21 protein-coding genes and 1 tRNA gene are annotated in these 19,578 nt (G+C 66.5%); 10 read left to right on the forward strand and 12 right to left on the reverse strand.

The features are described from left to right. Positions 1 to 162: 162 nt before the first annotated feature. On the reverse strand, positions 163 to 2,151 hold the full coding sequence (locus ASD86_RS05710) for an SDR family oxidoreductase (RefSeq protein WP_056108053.1): 1,989 nt from the start codon (positions 2,149 to 2,151) through the stop codon (positions 163 to 165). A 151-nt stretch (positions 2,152 to 2,302) separates the two neighbouring features. On the opposite strand from ASD86_RS05710, the gene ASD86_RS05715 reads away from it, so the two are divergent. From ASD86_RS05715 to ASD86_RS05730, 4 genes are all read left to right on the forward strand, one after another. Beyond that, entirely contained in the window at positions 2,303 to 2,560 is a 258-nt protein-coding gene (locus tag ASD86_RS05715) for an acyl-CoA-binding protein (protein ID WP_036109721.1), read from the forward strand. Between the two features lie 30 nt (positions 2,561 to 2,590). Continuing rightward, positions 2,591 to 3,217, forward strand: a complete 627-nt coding sequence (locus ASD86_RS05720; RefSeq protein WP_036109716.1) for a TetR/AcrR family transcriptional regulator — start codon at positions 2,591 to 2,593, stop codon at positions 3,215 to 3,217. 233 nt (positions 3,218 to 3,450) lie between these two features. Then, positions 3,451 to 3,651: a hypothetical protein gene (locus ASD86_RS05725; RefSeq protein ID WP_056108057.1), complete on the forward strand. Its 201-nt coding sequence runs from the start codon at positions 3,451 to 3,453 to the stop codon at positions 3,649 to 3,651. Between the two features lie 134 nt (positions 3,652 to 3,785). Further along, positions 3,786 to 3,977: a hypothetical protein gene (locus tag ASD86_RS05730; RefSeq protein WP_056108060.1), complete on the forward strand. Its 192-nt coding sequence runs from the start codon at positions 3,786 to 3,788 to the stop codon at positions 3,975 to 3,977. A gap of 142 nt (positions 3,978 to 4,119) precedes the next feature. Here the strand turns inward: ASD86_RS05730 and ASD86_RS05735 are convergent, their stop codons facing one another. Beyond that, positions 4,120 to 4,533, reverse strand: a complete 414-nt coding sequence (locus ASD86_RS05735; RefSeq protein ID WP_157476212.1) for a hypothetical protein — start codon at positions 4,531 to 4,533, stop codon at positions 4,120 to 4,122. A gap of 172 nt (positions 4,534 to 4,705) precedes the next feature. Here ASD86_RS05735 and ASD86_RS05740 point away from each other — a divergent pair, with 172 nt between their 5' ends. The 4 genes from ASD86_RS05740 (at position 4,706) to arsC (ending at position 9,070) form a co-directional block, all read left to right on the forward strand. After that, positions 4,706 to 5,560 (forward strand): hypothetical protein, encoded by an 855-nt coding sequence (locus tag ASD86_RS05740; protein WP_056108066.1) that lies wholly within the window; start codon positions 4,706 to 4,708, stop codon positions 5,558 to 5,560. Positions 5,561 to 5,834: 274 nt separating this feature from the next. Continuing rightward, entirely contained in the window at positions 5,835 to 8,300 is a 2,466-nt protein-coding gene (locus ASD86_RS05745; protein WP_056108068.1) for a hypothetical protein, read from the forward strand. 87 nt (positions 8,301 to 8,387) lie between these two features. Continuing rightward, a tRNA-Val gene (locus ASD86_RS05750) sits at positions 8,388 to 8,462 on the forward strand. 242 nt (positions 8,463 to 8,704) lie between these two features. Further along, on the forward strand, positions 8,705 to 9,070 hold the full coding sequence (gene arsC, locus ASD86_RS05755; protein ID WP_056108071.1) for an arsenate reductase (glutaredoxin): 366 nt from the start codon (positions 8,705 to 8,707) through the stop codon (positions 9,068 to 9,070). Between the two features lie 278 nt (positions 9,071 to 9,348). Here the strand turns inward: arsC and ASD86_RS05760 are convergent, their stop codons facing one another. Then, positions 9,349 to 10,971 (reverse strand): FMN-binding glutamate synthase family protein, encoded by a 1,623-nt coding sequence (locus ASD86_RS05760; protein ID WP_056108074.1) that lies wholly within the window; start codon positions 10,969 to 10,971, stop codon positions 9,349 to 9,351. A 529-nt stretch (positions 10,972 to 11,500) separates the two neighbouring features. Here ASD86_RS05760 and ASD86_RS26460 point away from each other — a divergent pair. Continuing rightward, entirely contained in the window at positions 11,501 to 11,752 is a 252-nt protein-coding gene (locus tag ASD86_RS26460) for a hypothetical protein (RefSeq protein ID WP_157476214.1), read from the forward strand. Here the strand turns inward: ASD86_RS26460 and ASD86_RS05765 are convergent. From ASD86_RS05765 to ASD86_RS27205, 3 genes are all read right to left on the reverse strand, one after another. Beyond that, a complete protein-coding gene (locus ASD86_RS05765) occupies positions 11,709 to 13,013 on the reverse strand; it encodes a nucleotide sugar dehydrogenase (RefSeq protein WP_056108077.1) in 1,305 nt (434 codons plus the stop codon). The two genes, ASD86_RS26460 and ASD86_RS05765, sit on opposite strands and share 44 nt — an antisense overlap. A 136-nt stretch (positions 13,014 to 13,149) precedes the next feature. After that, positions 13,150 to 13,497: a hypothetical protein gene (locus ASD86_RS05770; RefSeq protein WP_056108080.1), complete on the reverse strand. Its 348-nt coding sequence runs from the start codon at positions 13,495 to 13,497 to the stop codon at positions 13,150 to 13,152. Then, a complete protein-coding gene (locus ASD86_RS27205; RefSeq protein WP_162253619.1) occupies positions 13,497 to 14,564 on the reverse strand; it encodes a diguanylate cyclase in 1,068 nt (355 codons plus the stop codon). Before ASD86_RS27205 ends, ASD86_RS05770 begins: the two co-directional genes overlap by 1 nt. A gap of 273 nt (positions 14,565 to 14,837) precedes the next feature. On the opposite strand from ASD86_RS27205, the gene ASD86_RS27210 reads away from it, so the two are divergent. Beyond that, positions 14,838 to 15,185: a hypothetical protein gene (locus ASD86_RS27210; RefSeq protein ID WP_036109695.1), complete on the forward strand. Its 348-nt coding sequence runs from the start codon at positions 14,838 to 14,840 to the stop codon at positions 15,183 to 15,185. 115 nt (positions 15,186 to 15,300) lie between these two features. Here ASD86_RS27210 and ASD86_RS05785 read toward each other — a convergent pair whose 3' ends face one another. The 6 genes from ASD86_RS05785 to ASD86_RS05810 form a co-directional block, all read right to left on the reverse strand. After that, a complete protein-coding gene (locus ASD86_RS05785) occupies positions 15,301 to 15,726 on the reverse strand; it encodes a macro domain-containing protein (protein WP_200957211.1) in 426 nt (141 codons plus the stop codon). Positions 15,727 to 15,787: 61 nt separating this feature from the next. Next, positions 15,788 to 16,243, reverse strand: a complete 456-nt coding sequence (locus ASD86_RS05790; RefSeq protein WP_056108090.1) for a phosphatase — start codon at positions 16,241 to 16,243, stop codon at positions 15,788 to 15,790. Positions 16,244 to 16,298: 55 nt separating this feature from the next. Continuing rightward, a complete protein-coding gene (locus ASD86_RS05795) occupies positions 16,299 to 17,000 on the reverse strand; it encodes an SDR family oxidoreductase (protein ID WP_056108093.1) in 702 nt (233 codons plus the stop codon). Continuing rightward, complete coding sequence (locus tag ASD86_RS05800) at positions 16,997 to 17,554, reverse strand: 2-amino-4-hydroxy-6-hydroxymethyldihydropteridine diphosphokinase (protein ID WP_056108096.1); 558 nt, start codon at positions 17,552 to 17,554, stop codon at positions 16,997 to 16,999. Before ASD86_RS05800 ends, ASD86_RS05795 begins: the two co-directional genes overlap by 4 nt. A gap of 203 nt (positions 17,555 to 17,757) precedes the next feature. Further along, a complete protein-coding gene (locus tag ASD86_RS05805) occupies positions 17,758 to 18,225 on the reverse strand; it encodes a DUF6194 family protein (protein WP_056108112.1) in 468 nt (155 codons plus the stop codon). 60 nt (positions 18,226 to 18,285) lie between these two features. Then, on the reverse strand, positions 18,286 to 19,269 hold the full coding sequence (locus ASD86_RS05810) for an NAD(P)-dependent oxidoreductase (protein ID WP_056108115.1): 984 nt from the start codon (positions 19,267 to 19,269) through the stop codon (positions 18,286 to 18,288). Positions 19,270 to 19,578 lie beyond the last annotated feature (309 nt).

Below are 19,578 nucleotides of genomic sequence, written 5' to 3' on the forward strand. Positions count from 1 at the left end.
ATAAGCCGGATCGATGCACGGCTTCGGCAGTCGGAAACCGGGTGGCCTGGACCGCATGAGCTCCACGGCCGAAGCCTCCGAACATCCAACGCTCGGCTTCCACGAAGGAAGCCGAACGTGCGTCCTCACCGCAGCGGGCTTAAGCGGACATCCGCCGCGAACTCACCAATGCACACCACGCATCAACGCCGCGAACGCGATCTGCTCGTTGCTCGCGTGCTCGTCCTTGAGCCCCTTGCGATCGCCCTTGGCGGCGGCCGAATCCGGGAACAGTTCGAACGCGGTGCTCATCACCACCTCGTAGGCCTTCGGCGCCAGCGCGTTGACCACCGAGGCGAAGATGCCCAGGCGGGTCGCGATGCGGCTGGGCTTTTCGATGATGCCCTTGACCACCAGGTCGGCGGCTTCGTCCGGGCTCAGGGTCGGGATGCTGTCGTACATCTTGGTCGGCGCGATCATCGGGGTCTTCACCAACGGCATGTTGATCGTGGTGAAGCTGATGCCCTTGCCAGACAGCTCGCCCTGGGCGCAGCGGCTGAACGCGTCCAGCGCCGCCTTCGACGCCACATACGCCGAGAACCGCGGCGAATTGGCCAGCACGCCGATCGAGCTGATGTTGATGATGTGGCCCTTGCGGCGCTCGGTCATCTTCGGCATGAAGCCCATGATCAGACGCAGGCTGCCGAAATAATTCAGCTGCATGGTGCGTTCGAAATCGTGGAAGCGGTCGTAGCTCAGTTCGATCGAACGGCGGATCGAGCGGCCGGCGTTGTTGACCAGGATGTCGACGTGGCCGTGCTCGGTCAGGATCTGCTTGACCAGGCGATCGCAGTCGGCCATGTCGGCCAGATCGGCGGTGTAGGCGAAGACTTTGCCGCCCTGCGCCTTCATCGCGTCGCGCGCCTTGAACAACTCGTCCTCGCCGCGCGCGACGATGATGGTGACCGCGCCGGCCGCGGCGACCTTCTCCGCGGTCGCCAGGCCGATGCCCGAGGAACCGCCGGTGATCACCACGACCTTGTTGCAGACCTTGCCCTTGAGGGTGCGGTCGATGAACAGGTCCGGGTCCAGATGCCGTTCCCAGTAGTCCCACAAACGCCAGGCGTAGCTGTCCAGGTTCGGCACCTTGATCCCGCTGCCGCGCAGCGCGCGTTCGGTTTCGCGGTTGTCGAAGCGGGTCGGATAGGTGATGAACTTCATGACCTCCTTGGGGATCTTGAAGTCGCGCAGCAGCATGCCGATGAAACGCTTGACCGGCGGCAGGTTGGTCACCGCGCCGCGGATGCCGGCCGGCACGAAGGCGAACATGCGCGCATCGATGCGCATGGTCATCTCCGGCGTGTGGCCGGCGCGGGCGAAGGTGTTGAGCACCTCGCCGACGCGCTGCGGTTCCGGATCGGTCAGATGGAAGCAATGGCCGTCGAGCTTGGGCTTGTGCGCGATGTGGTCCATCGCGTCGACCACGTAGTCGACCGGGATGATGTTGATGCGACCGCCTTCCAGGCCGAGCATCGGCATCCACGGCGGCAGCATCTCGCGCAGCTTCTTGAGGAAGGTGAAGAAGTAGTACGGGCCGTCGATCTTGTCCATCTCGCCGGTCTGCGAATGGCCGACCACCATGCCCGGGCGGTAGATCCGCCACTTGATCCGCTTCTCGTTGCGGACCAGGCCCTCGGAATCGTGCTTGGTGCGCAGGTAGGGATCGTCCAGGCCCTCGGCCTCGTCGAACATGTCCTCGCGGAACACGCCCGAGTACAGGCCGGCGGCGGCGATCGAGCTGGTGTGGTGGAAACAACCGGCGTTGAGCACGGCGGCCAGGTCCAGCGCGTGCTGGGTGCCGTCGATATTGGCCTCGCGCTGCGCGGCGGCGCTGGCGGTGAGGTCGTAGATCGCTGCCAGATGGAAGAAATGCTTAATTTTTCCGCTCAGCGCGCGAATCTGCGCGGCGGTCAGGCCGCACTTGGGCTGGGTCATGTCGCCCGCGACCGGAATCACGCGCTTGAGATCCCAGCCCATCTTCTTGGCCGTGGCGTCGAACTTCTTTTGCGAATCCTTGCGCACCAGCACGTGGATCGTGCCCTTGCGTTTCAGGAGATTACTGACAAGGAAGCGACCGATGAAACCTGTCGCGCCGGTGACGAAATAGCTCATACCCCTCTCCTGGATGGCCGATCGGCCGCCACGTGCGGCGGCGAGCCTCTACGGTGCCAGAGCCCACGCCGAGTAACAATTCCTTTCCGTATTGACCGGTCGTCAGGGCGCATGCTGTGATGCCGCCTCAGCCCGGCGCCAGGAGAAGCCCGTGTCCGATATTCAATCCGCATTCGAACAAGCCGCGAAAGACGTCCAGGCCCTGCCCGAGCGTCCGGACAACGACACCCTGCTGCGCCTGTACGCGCTGTACAAGCAGGGCGCCGACGGCGACGTCAGCGGCCCCAAGCCGGGGTTCTTCGATTTCGTCGGCACCGCCAAGTACGAGGCCTGGGAAAAGCTCAAGGGCACCGGCCAGGACGAGGCGAAGAAGAAGTACGTCGACATGGTCAAGAAGCTGCGCGGCTAAGCCGCGCCGCCTCCGGCCCCGGCCCGCTCAATGGCGAAACAGACCCGCCAGCGCATCCTCGATGCCGCGTTGACCATGTTCAACGCGCAAGGCGAGCCCAATGTAACCACCAACCACATCGCCGACGAGCTGGAGATCAGCCCGGGCAATCTGTACTACCACTTCCGCAACAAGGACGACATCATCGAGCAGCTGTTCGCGCGCTACGAAGAGCGCATGGACATCGCGCTCGCCGCGCCGCAGGGCCGCCTGCCGGGGCTCGAGGACATCTGGCTGCAGTTGCATCTGGTGTTCGAGTGCATCTGGGACTACCGCTTCCTGTACCGCGATCTGGTCGAGATCCTCAGCCGCAACCGCCGCCTGCGCCTGCGCTTCGCGCGCATCCTCAAGCGCGCCGATGAACAGGCGCACATGGTCATGCGCGGGTTGTCGCAGGCCGGGGTCATGCGCGCGTCGGGCGACGAACTGGCCGCGACCGCGACCAACGTCCTGGTGATCGCGACCTTCTGGCTCAACTACGCCGCCGCGCGCGGCGACAAGGACGAGCACGCCGCGATCCGCGACGGCATCGTCCAGGTGATGATGCTGCTGGCGCCGTTCCTGCGCGACGCCGAACGGATGCATCTCAATACGCTGATCCGGGCTTATCTGGATTGAAGCCCCGAGGCATGGCGCGCGCGTGACGCGCGCGCCGGCTGTGCGCGCAACGCCCACTTCGGTCCCATCGAAAGCCATCGCCCTGCCCCACGGGCTTCGCCCGGTTGCGCGACCGGGATCACGAACGGCCACTACCGACCCGACCTGCGGCCGTTTCGATCAACGCCGCCCGCGCTAGCCTGGGCCCACCCGCCGCGCCGCGGCGGGCCATCCGCCACACAAGGAAGCGACCCATGCGCGCCATCGCCGACAAACTGCCGTTGTTCGCCGTTCTCGCCGCCTGCCTGTCCTACGCCTCGATCGCCGACGCGGCCGGCTGCGACGTCAATCAATGCCAGCGGGTCTACGACTATTGCGTCAGCACCCTGGGCAACGTGCCGGTCTGCGAGGTACGCCGGCAGCGTTGCGAGGACATCTGCGGTTTCAGCAAGTAGTCCATGGCTCGCCGCGATGGGCGGCGCGGTGATCGCCGCGGCGATCGTGGCGGGCGAACCGTGGTAACCGGCCGCGACATGGCGTCGACAGCGCCGGCAACGTCACCCCGACATCCAACGAAAAGGAGTTCCGCATGAAAATCGCCCGTACCCGCGTCGCCATGCTCATCGCGCTCGCCCTGCTGGCCTGTTCCAGCGTCGTGTACGCGCAATGTCGCCCCAACAACTGCATCAACCTGCGCGACGAATGCCGCGCCAGCGGCGGCAGCCATTGCGAGCTCGCGTACTACGAGTGCCTGTACGGCTACGGCTGCGAGATCCCGTGACAGGTCGGGTCGCTCAGGGTCGAGATCGCCATCGGCGCGCATGACCGGCGGCGATCCTTATCGCCATAGGCAGGTAAACGACAAGGGGCGCCATCGGCGCCCCTTGTTTCGATCTGCAACTCGGCCGCGAGGACCGAACCAATCAGGCCTTGCGCGCGCGACGCGCGGCCGGCTTGCGCACCGTGCGGCGCGACTGCGGCTTGACCTTCGCCGCCGGCTTGCGCGACTTGCGCTGGCCGCGGCCCTTGCCGTCCTTCTTCAGGCCCAGCTTGTCGAGCACCGGCGCCAGGCGCGCTTCGACATCGGCGCTGAACTTCACCACCTTGGGCTCGACCTGATCGCGCACGGTCTCGATCCCGCCGCGCACATTGCTGCGCGCATCCACGGCCAGATCGCGCACGCGCTGCTGCAGCGACTGCACGCTGCCGGCGGCGCGACCGGCCGAGGCGATCGCCTCGCGACGCGCGATCACGGCCAGGCCCAGACCGGCCAGCCAAAAATGACGCAGCGTGGTTTCGCCCGCCGCCGCCTGCTTCTTGCGTTTCACAGCTGCCATCGTTTGCTCCGCTGACCGCCCGGGACTGGGCGGTTTCACCAGGCCACTGTGGCCGCGCCCCATCGAGCAATCACACTAAGCGCTTCAGGCGGCGAACAGCTTCGCGCTGCCCCTTGCCATCGCGCGGCCACGGCGGGATGCTGCCTTCCCGACCTGTCGACAAGGACCGCAGATGGCCGCCAAAACCGCTTGGGCCGCCTTTCCCCACGATGCCAAGGGCTACGCCTACGCCGGCGACGCCCTCAAGAAAGCCTGGCCCAAGCTGCACGCGGGCGACGCCGAGCCCTACCCCGACGCGAAGCGCGCCGCAGCCTTGATCAAGGCCGCCGGCAAGTCCGCGCCCAAGGGCCTGGACGCCGACGCGCTCGCCGCCGCGCTGCAGGACGCCTGGCGCGCGTTCCACCGCGGCGATTTCAAGGCCGCGTTCGACGCCGGCCAGGCGCTCGGCCCCGCCGGCGCCTCCGTCGCGGTCAAGGCCCTGGGCATTCACGCGACCTATCTGGTCGACGACGAAGCCGAACAACTCAAGCGCTACGAACAAGCCGCCAAGCTCGCCGAAGCCGCGGTCGCGGCGCTGCCCGACGAAGCCAACAGCCACTACCGCCACGCGTTCGCATTGGGCCGCTACAGCCAGGGCATCAGCATCGCCAAGGCGCTCAAGGCCGGCATCGCCGGCAAGGTGCGCGCCGCGCTCGACACCACCTTGGAACTCGAACCCAAGCACGCCGAAGCGCATACCGCGATGGCGCTGTACCACGCCGAGATCATCAACAAGATCGGCGGCATGATCGGCGGACTGACCTACGGCGCGAAAGCCGCCGAAGCGGAAAAGCACATCAAGAACGCGGTCAAGCTGACCCCCGACTCGCCGATCGCCCACATCGAACACGGCAACGTGCTGATGCTGTTGCACGGCGACAAGCAGGAAGCGGCCGCGGCGGCGGCGTACGAAAAAGCCGCCAAGCTCAAGCCGCTCGACGCGATGGAAGCGCTCGATGCGGCGTACGCGAAAGAACAGCTGGAATAATCGCGTTGCGTTGAACGCAGGCGCGAAATAAATACGCGTTCGTATACGACTTGCGCACTGAAAACCGGCGGACCGCGCGCGACGCGGTTCGCCGGCGATGCGACTGAATCAGCTCCACACCCTCGCCCGAACCGCGCCGACGACAGCGCTGTCATCGCCGTCGTGATGCGCATCACGCGCAAGCGCGCGTTTCTCGGGTTTTCCCCAGATGCACCCGCCCCCTGCCGCGGGCACCGTCGTTACACCGACCGTGCCCACACAGGAGTCGCTCATCATGGCGATCGAAGCCACCTCCCGCGCCGCCCTGCCGACCTTGGCCGAATTGCAGCGCAAGGAAGAAACGCCACCGGTTGCCAAATCGAACGGCCCGACCAGCGGCCCCGGCCACGAGCCCTACCAGGGCCCGCCGAATCCGGTGACCCAGGGCAAGGAGATCCGTGAGCGCGTGACCGAAGGCGGTTACCAGATGGTCGCGCGCGACGCGCAGATCACCTACGAGGACATCCGCGCGGTCGACATTCCCGGCGAGGTCCAACCCGGTTACATCCGCTTCACCACCCACGACGGCGCCAAGCACGTGGTCGCGCAGATCGGCAATCCGTCGATCTTCGCCGCGGCCGAGCAGAAATACCTCGACATCGGCGCGCCGACGGTCGATCTCGCACGCGACAAGGCCGGCCTGCCGCCCAAGGGCGAGACCGATGCGTTCTCGCTCAAAACCGACATCGAAAGCGGCGACGAAAAACTCACCATCGGCCAGGCCGCGTACAAGGAACTGGTCGATCAGTACAAAGACGCCGATCTGGAACCCGACAGCAATCAAGCCAAGCTGGTGCGCTTGCTGGAAGCGCGCGACGCGGTCAGCAACGGCAAGTTCATCAAACCGACCTACGAAGCGCCCAAGCCCTGGACCGGCACCAAGACCGAGGTCGAAAGCCTGACCCAGCTCGAACCGGCCGACATGAAGGACATCTTCGATAGCGCCGCGATCAATCGCGAAATCGAATACCTGATGCGGCAGGAGCCGATCGCGACCGACTTCGCCGCCAAGCTCGACGAAGCGGTCAAGGCCGTGCCCGAGGCCGATCGCAAGGCGATGGTCGACAAGCTCGCCGGCGTGGTCGAGAGCGCCGATTACGTCGATCAGATTTCGAAACTGCCGGCCTGGGACGCGCCGCGCGCGCGCGCCGACGTCGAGGACGCGATCGGCCAGTTGTCGCTGCTCGATCCCGACCGCGCCCGCAGCGCCGGCCAGACCTTCACCGCGAACGCGCTGGCCCGCGATTTCGACAGCGCCTTCGCCGATCCGACCAAGGTCAGCGACGAAGCCAAGGGCGGCGGCGTGGCCGACGTACTGGAGACCGTCAAGGGCACGCTCGACACCGTCACCGGCCTGCCCGGCGACATCGGCGAACAGATCGACGTGTTGCTCGGCAAGGACGGCGCCGATGCGCGCGTGGACGTGGCCAACGTCGCCGCCGAATTGCGCGCCAACGGTTACAAATCCGAAGACATCGACAAGGCGTTTTCCAAGATCGATTTCAGCAGCGGCGACAAGGATTCGATCCGCAAGCTGTTCGACCAGCTCGATTCGCAAGGGCTGCTGCCGGCCGTGACCGGCGCGTTCGGCCTGGCCGGCGCGGTGCATTCGCTGAGCACCGGCGAGTTCGGCACCGCCGAGGAAAATCTCGCCGTGGCCGGCGGCCTGATCGGCTTCGTCGGCTCGCTGCCCGACGCGGCGAAGGTGTTGCCGAATCTGGTCGGCATCGACGCTTCGGCGCTGAATCTGCTCGGCGTCGACGGCAAGACTCAAAGCGCGCTGGGCGTGGGCTCGGCCGAACCGAACAGCATCGTCAGCAAGGTCGGCGAACGCGTCGCCGCCACCGACGTGCCCGCGCCGACCGGCCTGAGCGATGCCGACAAGGTCACCGACGGTTTCCGCGGCCTGATCTCCGGCGGCGACGCGGGCGCCGACGCTTCGCGCCTGAGCCGCTCGGCCACCGCGGCGGTCGATGTGGTGTCGAAATTCACCGGCGTGGCCGGCGGCGTGCTCGACGTGGTCACCGGCGGCATGGCGGTGAAGGAAGCCTTCGGCGAGGACGGCAGCCCCGGCGACCGCGCCGAGGCGGTGCTGAGCCTGATCTCGGGCTCCAGCGAACTCGCCTCGGCCGGCGCCAACGCGCTCAGCGCCTTCGCCAGCGCCGCCCAGGGCGGCCAGGCCAACACCGCCTCGCGGGTGCTGTCCACGCTGTCGCGCGGCCTGTCGGCGGTCGGCGTGGCCGCGGGCGTGGTCAGCCTGCTGATCGGCACCTGGGTGCAGAGCGCGAAGGACAAGAGCTTCGTCAAGGACCAGTACGAGTGGTTCAAGACCCTGGCCGAGGACGGCATCGCGCGCCCGGACTGGAACCTCAAGTACGACTACGCGGTGACCACCTTGGCCGAGTTCCGCAACGCCGGCAGCAAGAGCGACGCGATCGCCTCGCTGCGAGACGACGACTGGGGCGGCCGGCAGGCGCCGGGCGACCGCAGCATCTTCGATTTCCACCGCGAGGAGTTCGCCGACTTCCGCGAGAAATGGGAAAAGGACCGCGGCGCCGACAGCTACGCCCCGTTCCTCGACAAGAGCAAGCGCGAGGCCGACTTCAAGCGCGAAAAGGACCAGATGGACGAGGTCAAGGCCTACCGGGACGCGCACCCTACCCATTTCGCCGGGCACAACGACTGGGTGCTGGATCTGTAAGGCAACGCCGGGGCCGAATCCCGAATGCCGAACAAGGCTTGCCTGTTCCCCGCAGGCCCATTAGAATCTGCGGCCCGATTCAACATCGGGCGGTTAGCTCAGCGGTAGAGCATCGCCTTCACACGGCGAGGGTCGCAGGTTCGAACCCTGCACCGCCCACCAGTTTCACGGAAAGGCCGGCGAAAGCCGGCTTTTTTCGTTTCAGGCGGTGCCGTCCGAAACGGCCGCGCGGCCTTCGGCACGCAGGCCGCGGACAGATCGCCGACGGTTGCGCCGTCGCGACTGGATCGCCGCAAGCCCGGTCCGAGCGAATACGCCAGCCCGCCGAAATCGACCGGTTCCCGCGCCGCGAACGCTTTGTCGGCCGCGCCCTGCACCGCCGAAACCGCACAGGAGATCGCTGGATGAACGACGCCCACCTCGCCCCGACCCGGCTGTACCACAACCCGCGCTGCTCCAAATCACGCGGCGCGCTGGAACTGCTGCATGCACGCGGCGTACAGCCGGCGATCGTCGCCTACCTGGACACAGCGCTCGACGCCGCGCAATTGCGCGATCTGCTCGCGCTGCTGGGCCTGCCCGCGCGCGAGCTGCTGCGCAGTGGCGAGGACGAATACCGCGAGTTGGGCCTGGACGACGCCTCGCTCGACGACGAGGCGCTGATCGTCGCGATGGCCGAACATCCGCGCCTGATTGAACGGCCGATCTTCGTACACGGTGGCCGTGCGGTGATCGGACGGCCGCCGGAGCGAGTGCTCGAACTGCTCTGAAGGCGGCAAATGGCGTTCGCTCGCGACAGCGGCGACAGATCGCGATCCCGCCCGAAGTCTTTTGTGGGAGGGAGCTTCAGCCCGACGCTTTTCGATCCGGTTGCCTGGATTATCGGACGAAGCGACTTGCTTAGAAGAGCTGTGGCGATCTGAGCGTAAAGCGTCGGCGCTGAAGCCCCGCCCACAGAAGACCTCGGGGCCTAAAGAAAGCTTGCGGGAAATCGAGCCTGAACCCAGGCCACAAACCACGCTTAGCCCCAGGCTGCGATCGCTAGCGATCAGAACGACTTGCTCGCCCGCATCGCCAGCAAGCGATCCGGCGCGGCGAACGAATCGCTGCGCGCGTTCGCCCAGAACGACTTGAACACCGCGTGGTCGGGCACCTTGCCGAGCAGGTCGCCCGGGGCGAGGAAGTTGTACAGCGCGCCGAGCGAGCGCACCTCGGTCGGCGAGACCCGGCGCAGGATGTGCTCGGGGCCGATTTCGCCCGGATGGCTCAGGCCGGCGGCGCACAGCAGATCGCGCAAGGCCTTGAGCGTGTTGTCGTGGAAATGGAACACCCGGGTCGACTTGTCCGGCACGTCGAGCTTGCGCCAGCGGCTAGGGTCCTGGGTGGCGATGCCGGTCGGGCAACGGTCGGTGTGGCAGCTCTGCGCCTGGATGCAACCAAGCGCGAACATGTAGCCGCGTCCGGCGTTGCACCAGTCCGCGCCCATCGCCAGGGTGCGGGCGATGTCGAACGCGCTGGTCACCCGGCCAGCCGCGCCGATGCGGATCTTGTCGCGCAGTTCCAGCCCGACCAGGGTGTTGTGGACCAGCATCAACGCCTCGTGCATCGGCACGCCGACGTGGTCGATGAACTCCGCCGGCGCCGCGCCGGTGCCGCCTTCGGCGCCGTCGACGACGATGAAATCCGGCAACACCCCGGTTTCCTGCATCGCCTTGGCGATGCCGAACCACTCCCAGGGATGGCCGATCGCGAGCTTGAACCCGGTCGGCTTGCCGCCCGACAACTCGCGCAACTTGGCGACGAACTGCAGCAGCCCCTGCGGCGAATTGAACGCGGTGTGCGCGGCCGGCGATACGCAGTCCTGGCCCATCGGCACGCCGCGGGTGACCGAGATCTCGGCGCTGACCTTGGCCGCCGGCAACACCCCGCCGTGACCGGGCTTGGCGCCTTGCGACAGCTTGATCTCGATCATCTTGACCTGCGCATCGCGTGCGTTGGCGATGAAGCGTTCCTCGCTGAACATGCCCTGGTCGTCGCGGCAACCGAAGTACCCCGAGCCGATTTCCCAGACCAGATCGCCGCCGTTTTCGCGGTGATACGGTGAAATCGAGCCTTCGCCCGTATCGTGATAGAAGTTGCCGAGCTTGGCGCCCTTGTTCAAGGCGCGGATCGCGTTGGCCGAAAGCGAGCCGAAGCTCATCGCCGAGATGTTGAACACGCTGGCCGAATACGGCTGCGCGCTGTTCTCGCCGATCACCACGCGGAAATCGTGCGAGATGTGCGCGGTCGGCGCCAGCGAATGGTTGATCCATTCGTAGTCCAGGCTGTAGACATCGGCCTGGCTGCCGAACGGACGTACGTCGTTGACCGACTTGGAACGCTGATAGACCAGCGCGCGCTGCTGGCGCGAGAACGGCACCTCGGCGGTATCGGCCTCGATGAAATACTGGCGCATCTCCGGGCCGATCGATTCCAGGCCGTAACGGAAATGCGCAAGCACCGGGTAATTACGGCGCAAGGTGCTGCGGGTCTGCAGCAGGTCGACCGTGCCGAGCGCGGCGATGGCGCCGAACACGGCCACGCCCCACCACCAATCGACGTGGTGGGTGAACACCAGCACGATGGAAATCAGGGTCAGGATCAGACTGGCGAGGTAAGCGGCATAGCGCATGGCGATCGGAATAGGTTCACGAGCTGAGTCCGAGCATACCCTTGCGGGAGTGGATTGGCTGTACGGGGGTGGCTGGCTTGTAACAACAAGTGCCCGCGCCCTTTCCTACCGTCATTCCCGCGAAGGCGGGAATCCAGTGCCTTTCGTGCGAGAACGCTTGAAGTCGCTGGATTCCCGCGTTCGTGGGAATGACGACGTGAAAGATGGCGCTGAAGGCTCTGGATATTCGGCTGCGACGAAGAAAAGTGGTTCGTAACAGCAGGTACCGACGTATCCTCCTACCGTCATTCCCGCGAAGGCGGGCTTCGCTTTACTTCGGCGCAGCCGAATATCCAGGGCCTTTCGTGCGAGAACGCCTGAAGTCACTGGATTCCCGCGTTCGCGGGAATGACGACGTGAAAGATGACGCTGAAGGTTCTGGATATTCGACTGCGACGAAGCAAAGTGGTTCGTAACAGCAAGTACCGACGCTCTCTCCTACCGTCATTCCCGCGAACGCGGGAATCCAGGGCCTTTCGTGCGAGAACGCGTGAAGTCGCTGGATATTCGGCTGCGCCGAAGTAAAGCGGAGCGCGCGTTCGCGGGAATGACGATCTGGAAGATGGCGCTAAAGGCTCTGGATATTCGGCTGCGCCGAAGTAAAGCGGAGCCCGCCTTCGCGGGAATGACGATTTTGAAGATGACGCTGAAGTCACTGGGCTCCCGCATCCGCGGGAATGAGATTCTGGAAGACGCCGCTAAAGCCGCGCATCCACCTCATCGCGCGGATACAGACTCTTGATGTCGTACAACAACGCCCCCGGCTTGCCGTAAGCGCGCGCGCCGGCCGCGCCGAGGGCGCGGAACTGTTCGTGCGCCACCGCCAGCACGATCGCGTCGTAGGCGCCGGCCTGCGGGTGTTCGACCATGCTCACTCCGTATTCGCGTCGCGCTTCCTCGTGGTGGGCCCAGGGGTCGTGGATGTCGACCTGCGCGCGGTACTCGCCGAATTCGCGCGCCAGATCGACCACGCGGGTGTTGCGCAGGTCGGCGCAGTTTTCCTTGAAGGTGATGCCCAGGATCAGGATCCGCGCGCCGGCCACCGCGGTGCCGCGCTGGATCATGCGCTTGACCACTTCGCCGGCGACGTGACTGCCCATCGAATCGTTGATGCGCCGGCACGCAAGCAAAATGTCCGGGTAATAGCCGGCGCTCTGCGCTTTCTGGATCAGGTAATACGGATCCACGCCGATGCAGTGGCCGCCGACCAGGCCCGGCCGGAACGGCAGGAAATTCCACTTGCTGCCGGCCGCTTCCAGCACTTCGGTAGTGTCGATGCCGAGCCGCTGGAAGATCAGCGCGAACTCGTTGATCAGGGCGATGTTGGCATCGCGCTGGGTGTTCTCGATGACCTTGGCCGCCTCGGCCACGCGCAGGCTGGAGGCCTTGTGAGTGCCGGCCGGAATGATGCTGCGGTACAAGGCGTCGACGCGTTCGGCGGTCGCCGGATTCGAGCCCGAGGTCACCTTCGGAATATCGACCAGACGACGCTTGCGATCGCCCGGGTTGATCCGTTCGGGGCTGTAACCGACGAAGAAATCCTCGTTGCAACGCAGGCCCGAGACGCGCTCGAGTTCGGGAATGCAGATTTCCTCGGTCGCGCCGGGGTATACGGTCGACTCGTAGATCACCGTGTCGCCGGGTTCGAGCAGCACCGCCAGTGCGCGGCTGGCCTCGATCAGCGGGGTGAAGTCGGGCCGTTTGTGTTCGTCGATCGGGGTCGGCACGGTGATCACGTACACGTCGCGATCGGTCAGGTCTTCGATGCTCGCGCTGAAACGCAGCCGGGTCGCGGCGGCGATCTCTTCGGGATCGTTCTCGCGATGATGATCCTCGCCGACGCTGAGCTGGGCCACGCGCACGGCATTGATGTCGTAGCCGACGGTGTCGTACTGCTTGCCGAACTCCAGCGCCAGCGGCAGGCCGACATAGCCCAGGCCGATCACGCCGATGCGCGCTTGCGCGATGCCCGCTTGCGAGGTGGTGCCGTCGTGCTGTGTCATGCCCTGCCCTGATGTCGGGTCGGGCGCCGGGGCGGCCGGACCCCCGGTGCGGGGATTCTAGGCAGCCGCGTCGCGCACTGGCAAATACCGGCGGCGCGGTTCGCCCGGGCTCACGCCTGTGCGAGTGAACGCAGTCTCAAGTCGGCTGGGTGTCCGTCGTCGCAGTCCGCGGCGACGAATCGGCACGCGCTCCGGCGACCAACCGGAACGGCGCGGCCACCGCGAGCAAATGCCGCTGCGCGTCGCCGCTGTTGGTCTGCAATGCGACGATGCGATCGTCGCGATACTCGATCAGGATCGCGCTACCGTCGGTGCGCGCTTCCCAGATCGACAGGCCGCCGGCCGGATTGAGGTAATGCCATTCGGGCTCGGACGCGCTGTCCCAGATCGCATCCGACAACGCCTGATGCGCGTCGAAATCGGCCCAGGGTCGCGCCGGCGTCCACTCGACCCACCGCGTCGGCGGTCGAGCGGCTTCGCTCATCAATCCTCCGCCACCGCGACCTGGTTGCGCCCGAGTTGCTTGGCCCGATATAGCGCGGTGTCGGCGTGACGCATCCACATCGCCGCGCTGATGGTCTTCGGCCCCATTCTCGCCACGCCGATGCTGACCGTGCAGCGCAACGCCGGCGCCTCCTCGAAGCGCGCGTCCTCGACCGCGCGGCGCACGCGTTCGGCGATCGCCAGCGCGCCGTCGAGATCCAGGTCCATCAGGATCAGCACGAATTCGTCGCCGCCGAGGCGGCTGGCGGTGTCGGTCATGCGGGTCGCGGTGCGCAAGGTACCGGCGACCCGGCGCAACACCGCATCGCCGACCAGATGGCCGTGGAAATCGTTGATCTCCTTGAACCGGTCCACGTCGATCACGATCAGCGCCGCGTGCTTGGACGAACGCGCGCAATAGGTCATGGTCGCGGTCGCCGAATCGTCCCAGTGCAGGCGGTTCTGCAGACCGGTCAGCGGATCGGTGCGGCTGATAAGGGCCAGCTGTTTGTTCTGGCGCACGACCTTGCGCGCCAGACCGTAGGCGGCGCTGCTGATCGCCATCGGGTAGACGAACATGAAAGGCAGGCTGGCCAGGATCACCGGCATCGAGCTGTGCGGCTGAAAGCCGAACCCCAGCACCGCCCAGGTCGCCAGGCAAGTCACGACCTGGGCGATCGCGGTGCGGGCGAAGAAGCGCCAGCCGCCGACGCCGATCTTGTCGGCCGACAACATCACCGCGAGCAGCGCGCTGGGTACCGCGTTGAATTGCATCACCGCGATCCAGACCCCGCCGAGCGCGGAGTCGATCAGCAGGTTGCGGTACTCGGCGTATTCGGGATCGCGGCTGCGCCGGGCCAGCAGGAACGCGAGCGGCGGCCACAGGAAGCCGTTGAAGGCCAGCGCCGCCCACAGCCACGGCGAGGCGCCCTGCTCGTGCAATACGCCGGCCACGGCGAAGAATCCGACCCCCAGCCCCAGCGTGCGCATCTGGTAGATGCGGCGCACGAAGCGCAGATGCTCGCCGGACGAATCCGGTCCGAGCGGGCCGTCGGCGATTCCCGTCACGCTCACTCCCCACGGGCTGACTCGATCAACAATGCAGGTGCCGCAAGGTCGGCGGCAAGCACAGCATACCCCGCCTCCGCGCGGCCGGACGGGGCCGGCCGGGCCGCTCGCATACGACCTGCATCGCAGTTTTCGGAGCGCCGCGCCAACCGCCCGAGTCGGCACGGGCCGGGCCGGTGCGCGTAGCGGGACGTGAACATTCCCTACACAAATTACTAACGCCGAAATTTGGCACCATTCGGGCACAGGGGGTTCCCGAGTGGAGCCTGTGTGATGACGACCCGCTTGCAAGGCCGCCCCGCCCCGACCACGCCCGGATTGAGCTACTGGGCCAGTCATTTCCGCGATGCCGAGTTCTACCGCGACGGACTGCGCTTCAGCGATTACGCGCCGGCGTTCTACGTCGGCATCTCCGCGCAACTGGAACACCCCGACCGCGATTTCGACGACCCGCGCCTGGACCTGCGCGACCGCTACCAGCGCATCCGCCTGGGCTCGGCGCTGGACTGGGAACACGCCGAACACGCGGCCCGCTCGGCCTGGCGGCGCGCGCGCGACAATGCCGAAGCCGCGCACATCCGGATCCAGCGGCACATGGCCGAACTGGCCGCGCAGCCCTGAGCGCGAGTCGCGACAGTCGACGCCCGCGGTGCAATGCCGCGGGCGTAATCCTTCATGGATTGCAGGTTTCGTAAGTTACGACACCGGATCGACGCAGCGCGTGTGAGCTACCGACTCAGCCGCTGAACTCGACCAGGGTGTGATCCTCGCCAGCCAGCGCCGTATCGATGATCGCCGAAATCCGCACCCAGTCGCCGCCGGCGAGGCCCGCGCCGATCAAGGGGTAGCCGATTCGCTGCCCATGAAATTGCTTGGCGATCGACGCCATCGCCTTTTCGATCGCATCGTATTCGGCGCGCACGCCAGCGCCGCGCCAGTGAAACTGGGTATAGGCGTTGACGACGACGAACTCATGCCCGTTCTCGCTCACCCGGGCCTGGCTGTATGTGCCGAGTTTCTCGCGCGAGGCTTTTTCGGTCTGCAGATCGGCCTGATACGCCGCGGGAAACCGGCGTTTGATGCTTAAGGCAATGCCCTTGCCCATCTGGCACTGGCAATTGCAGCCATGCACGATCACGTCGAAATGGCCGTCGGCCGCCAATTGCAGCAAATCGCCCTGGATGATCTTCATCTGTGTCCTGAGTCTGCGTCCTGAAAATGACTCAACTGGTGAACTCGACCAGGGTGTGATCTTCGCCGGTCAACGCGTCGTCGATGATCGCGGCTATCCGGCCCCAATCGCCGCGCGCCAAGCCCGCGCCGATCAGCGGGTAGCCGATGCGACGCCCGTGGAACTCACGCGCGATCGCGCGCATCGCACGCTCGATCGCATCATAGTCGGCGAGCACGCCCTCGCCCTGCCAGTCGAACTGGGTGTAGGCGTTGACCACCACGAATTCGTGGCCGTTCTCGCTGATGGTCGCCTGGCTGTAGCCGCCGAGTTTGGCGCGCGAACCCGGCTCGGTGCGCAGGTCGGCGTCGCGCGCGGCCGGGAAGCGTTCGCTGATGCTCAAGGCGATGCCGCGCCGCATCCGGCACTGGCAGTTGCAGCCTTGCACGATCACGTCGAAATGGCCGTCAGCCGCCAGCTGCAGCAAGTCGCCCTTGACGATCTTCATGTGCGTCCTTGTCGTTGAATGCGATCAGCGCCGCCGGCATGCCGCCGCGCGCCGCTCAGAGTTTGAAGCGCCCGCCGTCGACCCGCAGGATCTCGCCGGTGATGTAGCTCGCGTCGCGCAGATACAGCACCGCCTGCACCACGTCGTCGACCGAGCCCATGCGACCGAGCACGGTGCGCGCGGCGATCGCTTCCTCCTGCTCGGCGCGCTCGGCGGGGTCGCGCACCGACGGCAACACCGTGCCGGGCGCGACCGCGTTGACGCAGGCCGGCGCCAGTTCGGCGGCGAGCGCGCGGACCATGCCGGCGCCGGCGGCGCGACTGACCTGATAGGCCGCATGCCCGGCGAAGGAACGGTCGAGATAGGTATCAAGCAGCATCACCACCGAGCGCAGCGGCGAGCGCGCGTGCAGGCTCACCACCAGTTCCCAGGGCGCGAGCAGATTGACCCGCAGGTGGCGCTCCAGGCGCTCGCGCTCATCAAAGACCTCGGCCGCGCCGAGCGCGCCCCAGGCATAGCCGCGCTCGAACAGCGAGGCGTTGAGCACCACGTCGGTGACCGGCGCCGACGGCAGCCCCGGCAAGGGCTGGGTCATGTCCCAGCACCAGTCGATCACCGGCGCCGAATACGGCGCGCATTCGCTCGTCGCGTCGCGCCGATGCGCCACCACGGTTTCGCCGCGCGCCAGGCAGGCTTCGGCGATCGCGCGGCCGATGCGGCGCGCGGCGCCGGTCACCAGGGTCGTGCGTTGGGTCATCGCTGCATCTCCGTTTGCATGGACCGCCGCGTCGCCGACGCGGCCAGATAGCGTTCGACGAACGCCGCGCTCGCCAACTCATAGAACCCGCTCGCGTTTTGTTCCGCCACGAACCCGCGCTGCGCGGCGACGCGATCGAGTTCGCGTTGCAAGGCCGGCAACGGCAACTGATGCAGGCCGTGGTACAGATACGCCCGGCCGGGATCGTAACGCGGCTGCCATTGCACGCCGTCGTCGATGCGGCCGAGCAGATCGATGTCCAGCGGCACCGGCATCGCCCGGCGCGGATCGCGTTGCCGGCCGAATGCGGCTTCGATGCGCTTGAACTCGTGTTCCAGCGCTTGGATCGTCAGCCCCGCCTCGACTTCCAGCGCCAGCATCAGATTGACCGTCGCGCCGCCGCGATGCGGGCGATGACGATCGCCGAACAACTCCGAGCAAGCGCGCAGCGCGCGCGCCTGCGGCAATCCGAGCAGGCGTGTCGCCGATTCCAGCAGATTCTCCACCCGCGCGCCGTCGCTGGCGCCCAGGCAGATCAGCGCGATCCAGCTCATGCGCCGTCCGCCGCGCGGCCGGTGCGGCCGGGCGCGGCGCAGACGCCGCCGTGCATGTTCGTGTCGGTCCTGATCGTCAACGCTTCGCCTCTGCTAGCTCGTTTACCGCGCCGTTGCGGCCGCGGTCGCCGTGGGGGGATGGCCGCATTCTAGCCGGCAAACCGGCGCTCGCCCGTGACCTGCACGCCGCGACGCTACCGGCGTCAGTGCCGCTCCGACGACGGCCGCCGCGCCGCCTGCCGCTGCGCCAGCTCGTAGGCTTCGGCCAGCAACGGCTGCAGGCGTTCGAACGTGAGCCGGCTCGGATTGAGCACGCTGACCCAATGCATGCGCGCATACATCGGATGCGGCATCAACCGGTCGAGCGCGGTGTAGTCCCAGGCCTCGTCCTGCGCGGTCTCGAACACGGCCGCATAACCGGGCTTGCTCAGGCCGAGGTTCAAGCGGAACACGCCGTCGCGGTCGAGCCGCGACAGGTGATCGAATTCGTTGTCGCGCGTGACCACGGTGGCAAACGGAAAATGACGTTCCGCGCCGAAGAAAAAGAAACAGTCGCTGCCACCCTCGCTCTGCGCCGATTCAACCGCTTCGACCGAATCGAAGGCCGCGACGATCCCGTCGATCACCTGCTGCTGGGTCATCGCTTCGGCGCCGGGATCGATCGGGTCCATGGCATGTCCTGAGGGTGGAAACGGGGCCGATACCTTAGCGCAAGGCCGCGGCACGAGCGCCTACTCCACCGGATAGGGAATGCCTTCGAACGCAGTGGCGTGATAGCCCTTGATCCCGACTTCGTGCGCGAGCGGGCTGCGGAAATCCAGGCCCGCGCGCAGACAGTCGAGCACGTAGCCGAAACCGTAGCGCGGCTCCCAGTGCAGGTCGCGACGAGCCGCGTCGTTGACGTAGACCCGGTCCAGTTGCGGGAACAAGGTCCAGCCCTTGGCCGCGTACAGCTCGCGGCAGTGCGGGAACAGGCGCTCGACCACGCCGGCGGCATCGTCGTGCAGCGCCTGCAGATCGGCCTGCGCGAACGGCGTGGTCGCCGAAACGATGTAGCGGCCGAAGCGCAACGCGGGCGCGCGCTCGATCGCGCACAGATGCGCCTGGACCACGTCGTCGAGGTCGGCGCGCCGGTACAGCAGTTCGTTGGCCTGGATATTGGCCGGCGCGTACACGCTGCGCACCGCGGCATCGTCGTCGTCCTCGGGAAAGAAACGCGAGGTGCGCAGCACCAGCACGGGCAGCCCGTGCTTGCGATGGAACAATTCGCACAAGCCTTCGGCGGCGATCTTGGTGGTGCCGTAGATGTTCTTGGGGATGGGCGCGACCTGCTCGGTGATCCAGGTCGCCGGCCCGCCCGGCGGCGGCTTCAGCGCGCCGCCGAAGGTGCTGGTGGTGCTGGTGAACACGAACGCTTCGACCCCGGCCTTCAGCGCCGCCTCCAGCAGGTTCAGGGTGCCGGAGATATTGGTGTCGACGAAGTCCTGATAGCTGTGGGTCGCCACATGCGGCTTGTGCAGGGTCGCCGAATGGATCACGCAACGCACGCCTTGCATCGCCTCGTCGACGAAGCCGCGATCGGCGATCGAACCGACACTGTCGGTGAATGCGGACGGCTTGATGTCGATGCCGCGCGCCGCGCGCGACTGTGCGCGCAGGCTGCGCATCAGCCCTTCGCCGAGGTGGCCGGCGCTGCCGGTAACGAGGACGGTCATTCGAGCGGCTCCGCAAAGAGTGACGCGCCGAGGTCGGTGGACGTCGGCGGAAGCGTGTGTGGATGGCGCGCAGGTTAGCAAGCGCGCGGGTGTGGCGTCATCCTCGCGCTGCAGTGCTCGCTGTCGCATTGGTTGCGTGATGCCGCGGCAGATGCGGTCGCGGCGCATGTGCAGCTCATGCCGGATCGTGTCGTCGACGTCGTGCCCTGATCGAATATAGCCGCGTCCACTCCATCGATCTGTTTTTTTGTGCAACTCGAACCAGCGACACATCGATCCGATGCGAGCACGTCCACGTGCGATGGCGGC

The organism is Lysobacter sp. Root690 (assembly GCF_001427785.1).
Taxonomy (GTDB): Bacteria; Pseudomonadota; Gammaproteobacteria; order Xanthomonadales; family Xanthomonadaceae; genus Lysobacter.

Coding starts and splice junctions, on each gene's coding strand:
- ASD86_RS05710 (WP_056108053.1), bottom strand. CDS start 2,151: ATGAGCTATTTCGTCACCGGCGCGACAGGTTTCATCGGTCGCTTCCTT.
- ASD86_RS05720 (WP_036109716.1), top strand. CDS start 2,591: ATGGCGAAACAGACCCGCCAGCGCATCCTCGATGCCGCGTTGACCATG.
- ASD86_RS05725 (WP_056108057.1), top strand. CDS start 3,451: ATGCGCGCCATCGCCGACAAACTGCCGTTGTTCGCCGTTCTCGCCGCC.
- ASD86_RS05730 (WP_056108060.1), top strand. CDS start 3,786: ATGAAAATCGCCCGTACCCGCGTCGCCATGCTCATCGCGCTCGCCCTG.
- ASD86_RS05735 (WP_157476212.1), bottom strand. CDS start 4,533: ATGGCAGCTGTGAAACGCAAGAAGCAGGCGGCGGCGGGCGAAACCACG.
- ASD86_RS05740 (WP_056108066.1), top strand. CDS start 4,706: ATGGCCGCCAAAACCGCTTGGGCCGCCTTTCCCCACGATGCCAAGGGC.
- ASD86_RS05745 (WP_056108068.1), top strand. CDS start 5,835: ATGGCGATCGAAGCCACCTCCCGCGCCGCCCTGCCGACCTTGGCCGAA.
- arsC (WP_056108071.1), top strand. CDS start 8,705: ATGAACGACGCCCACCTCGCCCCGACCCGGCTGTACCACAACCCGCGC.
- ASD86_RS05760 (WP_056108074.1), bottom strand. CDS start 10,971: ATGCGCTATGCCGCTTACCTCGCCAGTCTGATCCTGACCCTGATTTCC.
- ASD86_RS05765 (WP_056108077.1), bottom strand. CDS start 13,013: ATGACACAGCACGACGGCACCACCTCGCAAGCGGGCATCGCGCAAGCG.
- ASD86_RS05770 (WP_056108080.1), bottom strand. CDS start 13,497: ATGAGCGAAGCCGCTCGACCGCCGACGCGGTGGGTCGAGTGGACGCCG.
- ASD86_RS27210 (WP_036109695.1), top strand. CDS start 14,838: ATGACGACCCGCTTGCAAGGCCGCCCCGCCCCGACCACGCCCGGATTG.
- ASD86_RS05790 (WP_056108090.1), bottom strand. CDS start 16,243: ATGAAGATCGTCAAGGGCGACTTGCTGCAGCTGGCGGCTGACGGCCAT.
- ASD86_RS05795 (WP_056108093.1), bottom strand. CDS start 17,000: ATGACCCAACGCACGACCCTGGTGACCGGCGCCGCGCGCCGCATCGGC.
- ASD86_RS05800 (WP_056108096.1), bottom strand. CDS start 17,554: ATGAGCTGGATCGCGCTGATCTGCCTGGGCGCCAGCGACGGCGCGCGG.
- ASD86_RS05805 (WP_056108112.1), bottom strand. CDS start 18,225: ATGGACCCGATCGATCCCGGCGCCGAAGCGATGACCCAGCAGCAGGTG.
- ASD86_RS05810 (WP_056108115.1), bottom strand. CDS start 19,269: ATGACCGTCCTCGTTACCGGCAGCGCCGGCCACCTCGGCGAAGGGCTG.